At 42.3% G+C, this 15,447-nt stretch carries 12 protein-coding genes; all 12 read right to left on the reverse strand.

Features of this window, described 5'->3' with window-relative positions:
* Position 1: 1 nt before the first annotated feature.
* The 12 genes from QZT69_RS01970 to QZT69_RS02025 all read right to left on the reverse strand — a co-directional run bounded on the left by QZT69_RS01970 (position 2) and on the right by QZT69_RS02025 (position 15,437).
* The gene (locus QZT69_RS01970) at positions 2-2,053 is read right to left on the reverse strand and encodes a BatA domain-containing protein (protein WP_294670015.1); all 2,052 of its coding nucleotides are present in this window, start codon (positions 2,051-2,053) and stop codon (positions 2-4) included.
* A gap of 194 nt (positions 2,054-2,247) precedes the next feature.
* Positions 2,248-3,000, reverse strand: a complete 753-nt coding sequence (locus QZT69_RS01975) for a TIGR02757 family protein (RefSeq protein ID WP_294670017.1) — start codon at positions 2,998-3,000, stop codon at positions 2,248-2,250.
* A 15-nt stretch (positions 3,001-3,015) separates the two neighbouring features.
* Positions 3,016-3,666 carry an ABC transporter ATP-binding protein gene (locus QZT69_RS01980; RefSeq protein WP_294670019.1) on the reverse strand — a complete coding sequence of 217 codons (651 nt, stop codon included), beginning with the start codon at positions 3,664-3,666 and terminating at the stop codon, positions 3,016-3,018.
* A 235-nt stretch (positions 3,667-3,901) separates the two neighbouring features.
* Positions 3,902-5,122 (reverse strand): bifunctional 3,4-dihydroxy-2-butanone-4-phosphate synthase/GTP cyclohydrolase II, encoded by a 1,221-nt coding sequence (locus tag QZT69_RS01985; protein WP_294670020.1) that lies wholly within the window; start codon positions 5,120-5,122, stop codon positions 3,902-3,904.
* 53 nt (positions 5,123-5,175) lie between these two features.
* The gene (locus QZT69_RS01990) at positions 5,176-5,640 is read right to left on the reverse strand and encodes a DUF6265 family protein (RefSeq protein ID WP_294670022.1); all 465 of its coding nucleotides are present in this window, start codon (positions 5,638-5,640) and stop codon (positions 5,176-5,178) included.
* On the reverse strand, positions 5,589-6,770 hold the full coding sequence (locus tag QZT69_RS01995; RefSeq protein ID WP_294670024.1) for a glycosyltransferase: 1,182 nt from the start codon (positions 6,768-6,770) through the stop codon (positions 5,589-5,591). Before QZT69_RS01995 ends, QZT69_RS01990 begins: the two co-directional genes overlap by 52 nt.
* Positions 6,760-7,926, reverse strand: coding sequence for a glycosyltransferase (locus tag QZT69_RS02000; RefSeq protein WP_294670026.1), 1,167 nt, complete (start codon positions 7,924-7,926; stop codon positions 6,760-6,762). The genes QZT69_RS01995 and QZT69_RS02000 overlap by 11 nt, the downstream gene beginning before the upstream one ends.
* On the reverse strand, positions 7,923-9,404 hold the full coding sequence (locus QZT69_RS02005; RefSeq protein ID WP_294670028.1) for an LptF/LptG family permease: 1,482 nt from the start codon (positions 9,402-9,404) through the stop codon (positions 7,923-7,925). The genes QZT69_RS02000 and QZT69_RS02005 overlap by 4 nt, the downstream gene beginning before the upstream one ends.
* A gap of 36 nt (positions 9,405-9,440) precedes the next feature.
* Positions 9,441-10,253, reverse strand: a complete 813-nt coding sequence (locus QZT69_RS02010) for a choice-of-anchor J domain-containing protein (RefSeq protein WP_294670030.1) — start codon at positions 10,251-10,253, stop codon at positions 9,441-9,443.
* 24 nt (positions 10,254-10,277) lie between these two features.
* Entirely contained in the window at positions 10,278-10,742 is a 465-nt protein-coding gene (locus QZT69_RS02015) for a DUF4268 domain-containing protein (protein WP_294670032.1), read from the reverse strand.
* 278 nt (positions 10,743-11,020) lie between these two features.
* A complete protein-coding gene (locus tag QZT69_RS02020; protein WP_294670034.1) occupies positions 11,021-12,682 on the reverse strand; it encodes a T9SS type A sorting domain-containing protein in 1,662 nt (553 codons plus the stop codon).
* 1,051 nt (positions 12,683-13,733) lie between these two features.
* Positions 13,734-15,437 carry a hypothetical protein gene (locus QZT69_RS02025; RefSeq protein WP_294670036.1) on the reverse strand — a complete coding sequence of 568 codons (1,704 nt, stop codon included), beginning with the start codon at positions 15,435-15,437 and terminating at the stop codon, positions 13,734-13,736.
* Positions 15,438-15,447: the final 10 nt, after the last annotated feature.

Genomic DNA, 15,447 nt, shown 5'->3' on the forward strand with positions numbered 1-15,447 from the left:
TCTATTTCTTGTAGAAAATTAGTAAAGCCATTTCGCACAGGACGAATATTCCTGCAAAGAAAACAAACCAAAGCCAACTATCATAACTCTCTCCGATTTCTAAGAGTGAAGCACTGTTCCAGTTGGATCCGTCCTGCATGGAATTAACACGTATTCCGGCCTGTTCGAACGATTTTTTGATTTCTTCCGGGGAAGATTCCTGTGTTTGTGATCCCAGTCGGTTGTAGTTGGTTGAAAGCGTTCCTTTTACTTTTCCATCCTGGGAAATACTGTAGTTTCCTGCTTCCAGTATTCGGATAGCTTCCAGTCCCTGAATGGAAAGGTACGGACGTTTGTTCTTGGTAAAAGTTACCGGGATAAAATCGATAGTTCCCTGTTTCAGATGAACCGGATTTTCACTTGAAGTATTCATTGTGAGCGGATAACTTGCGTCCGAACCGATAATCAGGTAATACGGATTTTGGCGTTGGCTCAGGTTTCCGGCATGCAGTAAAAGGGTTGAAAACAATTGGTTACTGGTAAATGTGCTGAATTCCGGCTTTAGGGAAGTGGAAAACAGGTATGCATTGTTCTTTCCGATGCTCTTTACGAAGAAAGGTGTTCCGTTTTGGTAGTTGATCAAACTGCTGGAAAGTGTTTTGGAATTGTTCAATAAACGGTAAGCTTTGGCAACTGCAGGCAAAGAGATGTTTTCCGGTTTTCCCTCAAAAACTCCCCGGAAGAAAGGGTCTTTGATGTTCAGTTTTTGAATTCCGAGCCCCACGGTTTGTGTTCCGCTGATTGCCGGCAGGTTTAATTTATTCAGCAAAGCATTCCATCCGGAAGGAGAAACGTTTGTTCCCGGAATGAGTAAAATGGCTCCCTGTTCGTCGTAATAAGCGGCTAATTCGTTGCTTAAGCTGCTTGGTATCTGGTTTAAACCGTTCAATACGATTAAATCAACGGCTTCCAGGTTTTCCTGGGATGCCTGGTTGGTGGAAACTTCTTTGATCCGGTAAAAATCATCCAGTCTGTATACAACACCAACGTTCTCAACGGCATCTTCACCGTTAACTATCAGAACAGAACTGCTTTTCTTGACCTCGTAGTTGAAGAAGAAAGAGTCGTCTTGTGTCATCTGCTTATCGTTGATCGCAATTTTTCCTTTAGCAATTCCGGCATCCTGGTTGAAATAATTTAAATGCAAAGTGTCTGCTCCGTTGGCAGGTAATTCCGCAAACAGGTCGCGCTTCAGTTTCCCGATCCGTACACTTACTACTGCCGACTCAACGGCCTCTTTCCCGGTGTTCACCACACGAATGGAAAGCGTTTGTGCAGATCCGAGTTTTTGGATCGGAGTTTCAAACCAAATGGTGTCTACGTAAAGATTGCCGGTGTTTTGAGGAGCCAGGATGAGTGGTGAAACACTCGTGATTGACTTAAATTTTTTATTTAGAATGGTTGAATTATCTTTTTGAAAATCAGAAACATAAATCAGCGAAGGTTTTGATTGGATATTTCCTTCTTTTTGTGCGTCTTCTACCCATTGATTCCAATAGGAAAGGATTTCTTCCCGGGAGCGATAAATAGGAGAGTAGTTGACTTTCCCAACCTGGTCCACGAATTTTACTTTCGTTAAGGTTTGTTTTTCGTTTCCGCTCAACTCGTTGGTGAAAAGAACATATTGGGTGTTTCGGGGTGCTTTATCAACAATTGAACCTGCCAATTCTTTGGCTTGTGCCAATAGTTCGCCTTGTCCGCCAATGCGCGACATGGAAAAGGAATTGTCGATATAAACTCCGATTAATTGAACGTCCTTTTTAGTAGAATCCGAATTTGGGAAATAGGGCTGGGCGAAAGCGATAACCAAACAGGTGAAAGCCAGAACACGGGAAATCAAGATCAGTAAATGCTTGATCTTGCGCGGATTTTTCTGTTGCTGTTCAACCGATTTAACGAATGCAATGCTGGAAAAATAGACGGTTTTGTATTTGCGGAAATGGAACAGGTGAATCAGTATTGGGATCACCAAAACCAGTAGGGCAAATAAAAATTCAGGATAGACCCATTTCATAATGCTAAGTTAATTATGAATTACTAATTACAAATTACTAATTCCAAGAGTTTTTCCTGATTTTTGAACAATCCTGACTAATTACGAATGCCGAATGGAAATATGTTTCAGGTTTGATGATTTGAACGTTTAGAACTTGTTAAGCATTTGCCTTGGCTCAGATCCAATAATTAGGAATTAGGCATTCGTAATTATTATTTGATTCCCTCAAAAACACCCAGTCCAAAAAGAGCAAAATCGTATTTGCAAGGGTCTTCAGGATCGAATTGGACCAATTGCTCCTGGATTTCAGCTACGCTTTTCCAATCGTTTTGTGTGCGGGTGAGAATTCCCAGTTTGCGGGCCACATTTCCGGTGTGAACATCCAAAGGCAGGTGCAGTTCCGACATCGGGATGTTGTTCCAGATTCCGAAATCCACTCCGAATTCGTCTTTTCGCACCATCCAGCGCAAAAACATGTTGATCCGCTTGGCAGAAGATCCTTTTTGCGGATTTGCCAGGTGCTTGTGCGTTCTGTCCGGGAAAGGTTCCTGTGTAAAGGCTTCCCTGAATGAAATGATTCTTCCCTTTACCCCTGGAATTTCCGGGTGAAGTTTGAAAGCCTGTTCCAATCCGCCCTGGCGGTAGATACGCTGCAGAGATACAAAAAATGCATTCAGGTCGTCGCTGTTGAAAGTGCGGTGAACGAATTGATGTTTCTGCTCTTCGTAGTTCAATACGTATTCATAGGGCTTGAAATCCATGATCTCCAGCAAACGTTGTCCGCTTTTAATAATTGCTGTTCTGTTTCCCCATGCTAAAGTGGAAATCAGGAATGCGCTGATCTCAATATCTTCTTTCCGGGTGAATTGCCTGGGAATCTGGATCGGGTCCGACTGAACAAAATCGGGTTTGTTGTATTCAACGACTTTTTTATCGAGGTATTCAATCAACTGCTGTTGGTTCATAGCCAAAAGTGCGACTTATTGCAAGGATCCGTCAGACATAACAATGCTTCTGTCGGCCATTTCTGCCAGCAGGTTATTGTGTGTAACGATCACGAATGTTTGACCGAATTCTTTGCGAAGATCAAAAAACAGCTGGTGTAATTCTGCCGCATTCTTAGAATCCAGGTTCCCGGAAGGCTCATCGGCAAAAATGATATCCGGCTCGTTCATCAATGCTCTTGCAACTGCTACACGCTGTTGTTCTCCGCCTGACAGGGCAGAAGGCTGGTGATTCTCGCGCTGGCCAAGACCCAATTTATCCAGTAACTGTTTTGCACGTTCTTTGGATTCCGACATTCCCTTTCCGCCGATCAGAGCCGGCATCACTACGTTTTCCAAAGCCGTAAATTCAGGCAGCAACTGGTGGAACTGGAAGATGAAACCGATCTTTTGATTGCGGAATTCAGCCAAACCTTTTGAATTCAAAGAAAACGGATTGACTCCGTTCAGTGTTAAACTCCCGGAGTCGGGTTTGTCAAGAGTTCCCAAAATTTGAAGCAGCGTCGTTTTTCCGGCCCCTGAAGAGCCTACGATGGAAACGATTTCCCCGGATTGGATTTCCAGGTCAATACCTTTCAATACATCTAATTGACCGTACTTTTTTCGGATTCCCTTTGCCGTGAGCATACTTTTTGTATTAAATATATTCTAAATCTGTTTCTAAATCTGCGCTCGCTCGATATGAAAAAAAGCTACGCTGTTCCCAAATTATTTCCGCACTAAGGTTTGAATAATTTAGTCTTCCAAATCTGCGCTGCCGCTTGATACGAAAAAAAGCTACGCTGTTCCCAAATTATTTCCGCACTAAAGTCTGAATAATTTAGTCTTCCAAATCTGCACTACCGTTTGATACGAAAAAAAGCTACGCTTTTTTATCCAGTTTTAGAGAATGTCCCATTTTAGTTGCTTTTGTCATCAGGTAGCTCTCATTGTGAGCATTGCGGCCCACTTCAATGGCAACGTTTTCCACGATTTCCAACCCGTAACCTACTAAACCGGTACGTTTTTTCGGGTTGTTCGACATCAGGCGGATTTTGGAAACTCCCAAATCGTGCAGGATCTGAGCCCCGATTCCGTATTCACGCTCGTCGGATTTGAATCCTAACTTCAGGTTCGCTTCAACCGTATCGTAACCTTCTTCCTGCAATTTATAAGCTTTCAATTTGTTCAAAAGACCAATTCCGCGTCCTTCCTGGTTCAAATAAACAATCACGCCTTTTCCTTCAGCTTCGATCATTTTCATTGAATGGTGTAATTGCGGACCGCAGTCACAGCGGCAAGAGCCGAAAATATCACCTGTCAGACAAGAGGAGTGCATGCGTACAAGCACAGGTTCATTGGGTTCCCAGGTTCCTTTGATCAATGCCAAATGTTCCTGTCCGTTTGATTTTACAGAGAAAGCAACCAATTTAAAATCACCGGACTCCGTAGGCATTTCTACTTCAACTTCACGGGAGATCAGGGATTCGTGCTTCATACGGTAAGCAATCAGATCGGCAATAGAGATCAGTTTCAGATCAAATTTCTTGGCAATCTCAAATAACTGTGGCAAGCGCGACATGGAGCCGTCTTCGTTCAGGATTTCCACTAAAATCCCAGCAGGCTTAAATCCGGCCAAGCGAGCCAAATCGACTGCTGCTTCCGTGTGACCTGTACGTTGCAGTACACCGCCTTTTTTTGCGCGCAAAGGGAAAATGTGCCCCGGACGGCCTAAATCTTCCGGTCGGGTGTCGTCCGAAACCAATGCTTTGATGGTTTTTGCCCTGTCAAAAACAGAGATCCCGGTTGTACAACCATGACCAATTAAGTCTACGGATACCGTAAATTGTGTTTCGTGCAGTACCGTGTTATTCGTAACCATGAGGTTTAATTCCAATTCGTTACATCTGGATTCGGTTAGGGGAGTACAGATCAATCCTCTTCCGTGTGTTGCCATGAAGTTGATCATTTCGGGAGTAACCATTTCAGCAGCTGCTATAAAGTCTCCTTCATTTTCGCGGTCTTCATCATCAACAACAATAATAACTTTTCCGGCTTTTATATCTTCAATCGCTTCTTCGATTGTATTTAACTTTCCTGACATACCTGTTTAATAAAGTACCGCAAATTTACTCTGAATTCTGCAATGGCGAACTACTATTTAACTTTTTTAAAGGTAAACAAGATCCCGTTCGGATCGTTTTTCACATTTTCAATCCAAACCGACATTTTATTGTCTTTCGGCTTTGCATAATTAATGCGTTTGGGGAATGGGTTTTGGTTATTTACAAATGTTAATGTATCGGCTTCCTCGTAGTTTTCACATTTGAAAACAAGGGTGTCTTTTTCAATCACAATTTCGTAGTACAGTATATGGTTCTTTTCAAAGATCCGGAGGAATTCCTTCTGGAATTTGTTCTCGTAATGCATGTAATTTTCTCCCGAAATACAGCTTTTTTCCAGCTTCCAGTTTTCATGAATGGTTTCGTTGTCGAGGGAAGTAATCCATCTGCCGTGGATCCATTGTGGTAAGTTGTTTCTGTGGGAACAGGAAGGAAGTGTCAAAAGTATTAACAGGGTGCATGCAAGACTTGCAATAGTATTGACGTTTGTTTTTCCCATGAATAGAGTAGTTCAATGTAGTATTTGCCATGCGCGGCAATTGAACTAAAATTACCTTGTATAACTAAACCTTCGGTTATTTTTTCGACAAAGGTATCGATATCTTCTGCCAACAGGATGTTTTTTCCGTCCATGCCGCCCAAAGCATTGTTAGACAGCGGAGTAGTGATGCATGGGAGTCCGCTTGCCATGGCTTCCAAAAGCTTGTTCTGAAGACCCGTTCCGATGAAAAGAGGAGCTACAAAAATACGCGAACGCTGATAACTTTCCCGGATATCATCGACCCAACCGGTCACGGTAATGAACTCGGATTGAAGTTCAAGTACACGTTTAGCAGGACTTGCTCCCGAAAGAAGCAGTTTGCAGGGAATGCCCTTTTTGTGGATGCGTGGAAGGATCTCTTCAGCCAGGCAGACGGCAGCTTCAATATTTGGGGCATAGGAGAAGTTTCCGGTGAAAACCAGCTCGTAATCCTTTTCAACGGGCAGTATCTCGAAGAAAGACGCATCAATTCCATTGGGAACGATGAGTATTTTGTGATTTTCAGGGTGCAGGATCAGTTTCCGGTCTTGTTCGGAAATAATGGTTTTGTGCTCGAAGTAATCGAAAACACGGCGTTCGTATTCTTTCAAACGTTTGCTTTCCAGGCGGTAAAACCATTTTTTGAACCAGGCTTCTGTCCGGATCCTGCGTTCCATTCCTTTGGAAAGAGCATCCATGTAATCGAGGGTTTTCGGCACCAGATGCTCATTTTTTACGTATTCCGAAACACGTATCAGCTGGCAGTAAATGTGACTCGGTTTCGTCCGGGCGATGATTGTACTGATTTTCCGGTGAATGGATTTCCGGTAGAAATAATGAACCTGGAGCGGTTTTGATCCGAATACCGTTTTTAGAAGCTGGAAAGCTAATCCCCATTTGGTAAGTTGAAAAATGTGAATGCTGCTACAAAACTCACTCACGATTGCTTCGTGCTCTTTCGGAACAGGAATATCTGTCGTACAGATAAGAGTGATATTGAATTCTTTGGAAAGTTCTTTCAGTTGGTAGAAAGCCCTGAGTTTATCGCCTTTTTCCAACGGATAGGGAAAACGGGAAAGGATAACCAGGATGTTTTCTTTAGACTCCAAAAGTGTTTTTCATTATAACGATACAATTGTCAAAACTATGAACTTTTGAGATATAATCGCGCGATTTTTTCCCGACTTCTTCCCGCAAAGTTTCGTTTGAGTGTAATTTTAGGATCAGATCAACAAAATCCTGTTGGGTATCAGCAATTTGGACTCCGGATAAGGCGGGGTCGATTCCTGAAGCTCCCAATTTGGTTGTGATGCACGGAATACCTAGTGCCATTGCTTCCAGTAATTTGATGCGTATACCGCTTCCGGACTGAATAGGAGTGACCAGTGTTCCGGATTTTGCCATAAATGCATTGCTGTCTTTTACCCATCCTTTAACTTCAATGGAATTGGTCGCCAGGAACCGGAAATGCTCGCTTTTGGAACCCGCAATTTTTAAAGGAAGTCCGGATACTTCCGGATAGCTCCAAATTTTCTTCACCAGGTAGTTAACCGCTTCCTGGTTGGGTTTCCAGTCCATGGATCCCAAATGAAAAAATCCTTTGTTGGTATAATCTGCCTCAATTTTCGGGTCTATGGTTACAGATACGGGGAGTAAAACCGCGTTTTTCTGTTTGGTACGTGTGCTGATCCATTCCTGGTCTTCCCTGGAAATGGCCCAAATAGTTGCGGCTTTGTCCAGGATTTCTATCTCTTCCTTGCGAAGGGTCTTTTCCAGGTTGCGCAGGTAAAATCGCTTTAAAACTGAAGATTCGAGGTCTGCGTGCAGTTTCCAGATCTCGGATTCAATGTTGTGTGAACGAATGATCACAGGTGCTAATTCGCTGAAATCGAAATGACTCAATTGTGCCGCCGCGAATAAACTGTCACAGACAATATAGTCGTAGTTTTCACTGAGCTGCTTTGCCAGTTCATGGTACAGCTTCTCCGATTTGAAGCGGGAAAGGTTGTAATTCCTGCGGCGCAGGAAATTGACCAGTGCATTGGTGGCTTTTAGTTCCGTATCTATCGGAACAACGGTTTGTTTTTGCAGGTATTGTCCTAAAATCTGTTCGGATTCTTTGGTATACGGATGTTTGTGTGTTGCGAAGATGATCCCGTCAACAGCTGCAACCCGGCTCAGTCCCTTCAGGCATTCCATCATGGCAAAACAGCCTCCGTCTATAATCGGAGCGGGCGATTTGGGTGCGATGTAGAGAATTCTCATCGCTTTCTGCCCAGGGTTAGGATGTAGCGCCACAGTTTTTTATCGAAAACACGCAGGTCATTTGCTGCGGCTATCATCAGGATGCAGGCAATCGGGGTGAGAACGGCAGTTGGGAGCCACATGCCCCAAAAAGGAGAGAGTACACTTTCTGCCGCCAGGTTTTGCCCGATACTGAACAACACAAAGTAAACCATGAAGAGCAGGGCTGCAATAACCACCGGAGCTCCGAATCCGCCCTTCCGGACAATGGCGCCAAGCGGTGCTCCTACGAAGAACAGAACGATAATTGCCCCGGAAAGGGCAAATTTGCGGTGGAATTCAATTTGGAACTGATCGTAATTCGTATGGAAAGCATCCACAAATTGCTCCTGGTCGTTCGTACTTCCGATCATGCTTCGCGCACTTACGATTGCGGCATTTACGGCAGCTATCCGTTCTTGTTTTGTAAGGTCGGAAAGTTTAATGGTTTTGGAAGGAATGGCCTGAAGCTGTTCGATTTCTTTAGTGCCTTTCAATTGCTTTGCAGGACCTGTTTTGGGTAGTTTGGCAAAACTTACGGATTGACTGAACGGCCTGTTGTTCAGGTTTGTTTTCCCGAAATCAGATAGGATTTTATCCTGCTTTCGCTGCAGGGAATCTTTGGCTTCGTTGATCTGGAATACGTTGAGCATTTCATAATCGTTTTTGAAGAGCTCTTCGTCGGATTTGTTCATGTCGAAGCCCAGCAATTCCATTTTGTAGGTTGCGGCTTTGAACTGGGTGGTACGGCTCGGCCTGAAATCTCCGTTGTGGAAAGGTTGTCCCTGGTTGGTAAAAACCGGCGCCTGGGCCTGTAATTCTTCGTGTACGATTCCGTTCGACAAATGGAACAGCAGGTATTTCCCGTTTTCGCCCCTGTAAACCGTTCCGGAATCGGCTTTGACTGTTTTTAGTACATTCGGATCGGTGTAATCGTGGATCGTAATGCCATAAAAGGTATTGTCTTTCCCGGATTTCACTTTGATAGCGTAACCGTCAATTTCTTTGGAGTAGGAGCCGGGGGTGAGGAGCATCCCCACTTTTGTTTCCTGGATATCAAAAATAATGGTGTGCCATTTCAGGTTGGCAACCGGGATCACGTAATTCGCGAAAAAGAAGGTCGCAATGGCAATCAGTGCTACTGTCTGCGTCAATGGCCTTAGGATCCGGAAAAGCGATAAACCGGAAGATTTTAAAGCTGTAAGCTCGTTGTTTTCGGCCAGGTTCCCCAAAGTCATGATCGAACTTAAAAGAATGGCCAATGGAAGAGCTAGTGGAATTAGTCCGGCGGAAACGTAAAACATCAGTTCTATAATCACTCCGACACTCAACCCTTTCCCCATCAAATCATCGATGTAAACCCAGGTAAACTGCATGATCAGCATCACCATGGAGATGAAGAAGGTCACTACAAACGGACCGGCAAAGGATTTTATGCTAAAAACAGTGAGTCTTTTCAAAGTGTATACAGTTTGTTAGCGGACTAAATGCTCGGTTTAGATCTTCTGGACGCGTTTGGTAATCACTTGTCCGTTGTTGGTAGTCATGCGCACCAAATACATTCCGCGGTCAAGCGTTTCCAAAGAGATCGGAGTTGATTTTTCCTGGGAATAGATCAAAGCTCCGGCAGTATTGTAAACAGCAACATTTTTCAGGTTATTTGCAGAAAAATAGATTGTTTCGCTTGTTGGGTTCGGGTAGATCGTCACATCCGGCTGAAGTGCCTGTTCTTCCAATGCCAGCGGATCGTCCTTACGAATGTTGATGCTGTCCAGGAAAAGTTTGAATCCGCCGATTGTTTCCAATACAAACGCAATGTGCACTGTTTCGTTGTTACTGTAACCCATTTCGCTCAGGTTTACTTCGTGCTCGGTCCATTCTTCCCATTCGAATTCTACGCGCAAAAGCGTATCGTTAAAACTGGAGATCTGTGTATCTGTGGTTGAGATCAAAACCTGGTAAGTATCCGGATAACTCGGATCATAAGATTTAGCCTTCCATTTCAGGTAATTCCCGAATGTTCCGATGGTAACGGGAGGGGAGATCAACCAGCGGCTGGCCTTATCATTCGTGGTGAAGTAAGAAGTAGCACCTGCAACGGTGTCCAGCAAACTATCCGGATTCGCAAGGGCAATCCAGCCCGGAGAAAATTCGGATACAGAAATATCTTCTGTGTAAGGGTCGTTCTTAATAACCGTCCAGGATGCAGGAATTCCCTGTTGGAAATCTTCGTCCAAAATGGTTGTTTGAGCATTGGCAGAAAGCGCTGAAATCAAAACGCTTGAAAGAAAGGCTATTTGTTTTAACATAAGGCAAAAATACAAAGACTTTGGCTACATTGCCAGATTTATCAGAATATCCTTGAATTCCTGGTAAAAGGCATCGAAATGTACTAAACGGTCTGACAGGAAATTTAGTATCTCGGGGTGGTCTTCGGGCTTGTAAAAATTCAGGTCGGAACGTTCCCAAATAATGCGGTTGAACACCGGAACGACAGCCGTACTGGCATTTTCAATCCAGACACCATCAGTTCCCATTTCACTTTCCAGTACGATTTTCAGTTCGTACAATTGTTCCCACAGGATCTGACGCACTCCTTCATCTTTTGCCTGGATATCAAAGGTCAAACGTGCACCGTTCTCATCAGCATCCACACGGATATAGATGTCTTTTACTTCGGAAGGATAAGCCAGCCAGTTCATCCTGCGCCCGTTCGATGAGCGGACTTTCTGCATGCGGACCTTGAATTGGTTCCAGAAATCGATTCTGAGCTGCTTTTTTTCTTCCTTCGTGTACATGTATGGTAAACTTTGTTACGAAGGTAATTATCAATTATGAATTGACGAATTATCAAGGAAGTGTTGGAGCGAAAAAATACCGCAAAGAAACAAAGAGCGCAAAGTGAGTCTGTAAAAAACGCTGAGATTTCCTTTTTTTTGCGGTTCAATAAACAAGTGTGGTTGTGTAGAATAGGGGTAAAGATCAAAAAAATACCGCAAAGAGTGAATGCATGCAAAGGATATGGATCAAACTTTGCGCACTTCAACTCTTTGCGGTTCAAATAAACGAGTTTTACTTATTCAAATAATAACTTACGAGTTCCAACTTGCCCAGTTTTAGACTGTACTTTCAGAACCGCCATTCCTTTGTAATCAGCATCAAGGGTGATGGTCGTTGTTCCTACCGGAATTTCGTTTTCAAAAAGCACTCTTCCGTCCAGTGAAACCAACTGTATTGCCGCGGATTCTTCCAGCTCAACCTGGAAATTGCCGTTTGTAACCGGGTTCGGGTAAGCAGAAAATACAGATTCCGTAGAAAATTCGTCGACCGCCAGGTTGCTTCCCGCACCGAAAGTCAGTTTCAGGATGTAAATACTTCCTTTGGTACCTCCGGCATTCGGGTTTCGGTATCCTGTCAGAATAATGTCGTTGTTGCTGGTCAAATCCACATCCAGGAAATTCGCCAGTTTCCCCTGCCAGCCGCTTGGACCGACCATTCCGTGGTCAAATTGCATATAGCCGTTCCCGTTGAAAGCGGTGTTTAACTGTCCCTGGTTGTTCATGCTCACGATCAGTCCTTTTTGCTGGAAATTCCCGCTGACATAATCGGTTGTGAATCCGCAGATCAGGAACTCATTAGGACTTCTTTCAATGATCTTATTGAAGAAAGTTGCGCTGTCCTGCGTGAAATCGAAGTTGGAGAACCCGTTCGGGATGCTCATATCCAAAGAGCCGTTTGTATTCACAAATGCCACAAACCCTTTGTTGGCGCGGCCGTAGGAATAAACGTAATAGTTGTTGACCGGCATGTTGTATCCGGCAACCAATAATTTACCGGCGCTCGACAATAGAATGGAGGCAGCTTCGTCTGTATTGTCTGTTCCGAAGGTGAAAACTCCGTTCGTTCCGAATGCCAGGTCGGGATTTCCGTTCGGGTCCAGTTTGAAAATGATGTTATCGGTATAATTTGCCGAGTCGTAACTCGTAGTGGCCGGATCCCAGCTGCTTGTGCGCAATAGTCCGTAAGTTTCACCGTTCGGCCCTATTTCCATATCGATAAATTGGGTTCTGGGAACTGCGGTGAATGAAAAAACACCGTTTGTTCCGTAGGAATTGTCCGGGAAACCATCCGGCTTCAAGCGCACAATAGCTGGTTTTCCGCCAGGACCTATACCGCCGACCATGAATTTTCCGTTTGGAAGGATCTCAAATCTTTTCGGGATGGAATACGTTCCTGTAGTTCCGGTGAACACATCGTTTGTGAGTAAGTGTCCGTCGTTCCCGAAAGTGGAATCCAGGTCTCCGTTGGTTTTGAAGCGCATCATAATAAACTGGCTTGCCCCGCAGATACCGTTGATGCAGTATTCGGACTCACCGATAATGACAATTTTTCCGTCTTGTTGAATTTCAACATCATATCCGATGCTTTCCGCTCCGCAAAACGTATTGACAGCTCCGTTCGTCCCAAAACCGGGATCAGGCATTCCGTTTGGCAGATACCGATAAAGGTGCATGGCTAAATCCGGTATATTCGGATCTCTTTTCAGGATCGTTACAATTTTCCCGTCGGCCTGCAGCGCAGAGCCCATGCCAGATCCGAGATTTCCTTCACTATTGGAATTTGGTCCGAGGTAGGGGAGGTAGCCGTTCGTATTGAACGTAGAATCAATGTACTGAGCTGCTGCATCCATCGCGAAAACAGATAAACAGCCTGTGACTAATAGTAAAATTTTCTTCATAAAGCGTATTTAGTAATTGGGTTTTGAAGAAAGACGCGTTTTTGAAGGAATGGTTTGCCCGGAAGGGATTGTTTTTTTAGTTGATTTATCAATGAAAATCAAGGTTTTAAGTGCTTAAGAAGCTGGTCTTGAAACCGATTGACGGGAACGGGTTTGGCTAAAAAAAAAGGAGGATTTGACTAAAAAATACCGCGGAAAAACAAAACCTATCGAGCCGATTGCATAAACGCGATGGTAATTGGTTTTCCCGCGGTTCAAATAAACATATATGGAATAATTGCAGAAAAGACGAAGTTTTGGTCCGAAAGGTTCGATGAAGGGGAAAAATTGGCTGGAATTTTTCTATTTAACATAATTCGGGGTAATTACGAATTTCCAATTGCTAATTACGAATGAGTTATTGAAAACCGATTTCACAGTTGTATGTTCATGCAATGAAAAATAAGTACTTCGTGAGAATTGAATATTCCGGGCAATTTCCCGGAGAAAAAATTCTACGCGATTCTCATGATAAACTTTTTTGAAGCTCATTTCTAAAAGAATCCCGGAATTTGAAATTTGGAGATTTTGAGAATTGAATATTTCCGGACGATTGTACTGGTGAGAAATTTTGTGCGATTCTCAGGAAGAACTTTTGCAGGTAATTTTGCGGTCAATATAAACAACCGGGTGCGAGCATTTGAAAATTTCCGGATGATTGTCCGGATGAAATTTTTTGTGCGATTCTAGTGAAGCAGATTTTACACCAGGAATGGAATTAGTTTAAGAGAACTATAAAATCAGAGAAATCCAGGATTGCAGGAATCGATTATTGTGAGCAGTGGTGCAGTAGCAAAATTCTACGCGATTCTCGAGAAGAGGAAATGGAAGTGATGTTTGGATCAAAAGCCTGTAAGATGGTGAATCGTTTGTTTTAGATATTCTATTTAACATAATGTTAATTATAAGACGAATTGGATTTTTGATATATTTGCTTCGCAGTGCTGTGTTCTGTCGCCATATGTGGTGGTTAATTTAAAATGTGGAATCCGGTTATTTTAAATTGTGGAATTCATTGTTCTATTCGTTCAGTTATTTTTGGAAACATAGTTTTAAAGCTTCGAGGTAAATCACCAACTTTTTTATGTCGTAATTCTAATTCGCGCATAATAAAACGTGAAAATGATAGAAATTGATCATGTGGATTACGAGTCATATTAATGTATTCCAAATACCAATTAAAACAATCTTGAATGGGAACTTGTCGATCATGAATAATATCCTGAATTTCGATAAATGTATCTATATGAATAACGATCAAACCTTTGGACCGATGCTTTGCAGAACCCTCTAGTAAAGTTTGATATTCCGAATTCAATAAATAATTAATTCCGTAGGAGTTATATAATTCATCAGTAACGATTAGTATTGGGAATATTTGTATTTCCTTTTGGTTGAAATTATCAAAATCAATACCTTCATTCGCCAATTTATTCGAAAGGATTGCTAGTTGAGATATTCCCTTTTGTTTTCCTTTTTTATTCGACTTCAGCTTTGCGAAAATTTCATTTTTTATGGTTTCGTAGTCGCGAGATAATTTTGCTGACGCTTGAAAAATGGCATCTTTAAATTCAATAATGAATATCTTAGTACCACACCGCACATAAAAATCTGGCCCCTTCTCGCCTGCATTCTTTTCCCATTCTAGACCGTCCAGTGAAAAACATTTTTTTCGTTTACCGACCATATACTTGCCTAATCGATATAACAGATATTGTTCATAAAAGTGCTCTGAAAAATACCTGGACTTAAAATCGGGTATATCCTTTACCGCTCCTGATTCCATTAATGTGCTTCCAAAATCAAAAACAATCGTCTGGAATAATTTATCAATAAGAAAAGAATAATTGTATGCAATATAGGTGTTGGCTTCTGATTTGTAAAGAGGTTTTTCTCTTAAAGAGATAAAATCCGGCTTCTGTTTAAATGAGGTAGGATCAATAATCGACAATGAACCAAAGAAAGCATTAATTGGATCGTCTGGTGGAGTAATAAGTTTTGCTGCATTTTGATCAATATCTCCAGGCTTGTATAAAGTTAAAAAGCAATTCAGTATCTGGTAAATATAGTCTTGCCAGCTTTTAGTGGAATATTTTTGATTAAATGCAGGTAAAAATTCCTTTAACTCATCGTGTTGCTCTACATAAGTAAAAAACTCAACTGATTTATATATCTGCCAACGAAAGTCTCTGTATTTTTTTAGATCTTCAAACGGAAGGAAATGTGGAAGTAAAAATTCTAATAATTCTTGTGGGGTCTTAAATTTTTCAACCGGTTTTTTAATTAGAGAATCTTGGTCTACCCATTCTTGGGTTGCTAGTAAATATGCTTTAATAAATCGTTCTTCTTCCTCTATTGTTAAATTTCTGGCATTTCCTGGATTATAGAATTCTAATGCCCTTTCGATTAAAACAACTGAACTTTGGTTAGAGACAAATGAGAATTGATTCTTTTCAAAAAGGGCTTTTGCCATTTGGTCAGCAAATCGCTTTTTTAATTGAGGTGATTGTCTTTGAAGAACAAACGCAATTAATTCACGTTGAGTATCTAAGTCTCTTTCATTTACAAAAATTCGTGCATTTAATCCTCCAATAATTTCAATGATTGTTGCTGTTGGAATTCCGTTAAATAGTGATTCCCATGTTGGTCTAGGCTGGTCATAAATTGCATCATATTCAATGCTAACGATGGTGGAAAAACTTGTCTGAGTAGTCATTGGCTATAGA

This window comes from uncultured Fluviicola sp. (assembly GCF_902168135.1).
Lineage (GTDB): Bacteria > Bacteroidota > Bacteroidia > Flavobacteriales_D > Crocinitomicaceae > Fluviicola.

Excerpts from the sequence above, each read along its gene's own strand:
- QZT69_RS01970 (WP_294670015.1), bottom strand. The coding sequence starts at position 2,053 with ATGAAATGGGTCTATCCTGAATTTTTATTTGCCCTACTGGTTTTGGTG.
- QZT69_RS01975 (WP_294670017.1), bottom strand. The coding sequence starts at position 3,000 with ATGAACCAACAGCAGTTGATTGAATACCTCGATAAAAAAGTCGTTGAA.
- QZT69_RS01980 (WP_294670019.1), bottom strand. The coding sequence starts at position 3,666 with ATGCTCACGGCAAAGGGAATCCGAAAAAAGTACGGTCAATTAGATGTA.
- QZT69_RS01985 (WP_294670020.1), bottom strand. The coding sequence starts at position 5,122 with ATGTCAGGAAAGTTAAATACAATCGAAGAAGCGATTGAAGATATAAAA.
- QZT69_RS01990 (WP_294670022.1), bottom strand. The coding sequence starts at position 5,640 with ATGGGAAAAACAAACGTCAATACTATTGCAAGTCTTGCATGCACCCTG.
- QZT69_RS02000 (WP_294670026.1), bottom strand. The coding sequence starts at position 7,926 with ATGAGAATTCTCTACATCGCACCCAAATCGCCCGCTCCGATTATAGAC.
- QZT69_RS02010 (WP_294670030.1), bottom strand. The coding sequence starts at position 10,253 with ATGTTAAAACAAATAGCCTTTCTTTCAAGCGTTTTGATTTCAGCGCTT.
- QZT69_RS02015 (WP_294670032.1), bottom strand. The coding sequence starts at position 10,742 with ATGTACACGAAGGAAGAAAAAAAGCAGCTCAGAATCGATTTCTGGAAC.
- QZT69_RS02020 (WP_294670034.1), bottom strand. The coding sequence starts at position 12,682 with ATGAAGAAAATTTTACTATTAGTCACAGGCTGTTTATCTGTTTTCGCG.
- QZT69_RS02025 (WP_294670036.1), bottom strand. The coding sequence starts at position 15,437 with ATGACTACTCAGACAAGTTTTTCCACCATCGTTAGCATTGAATATGAT.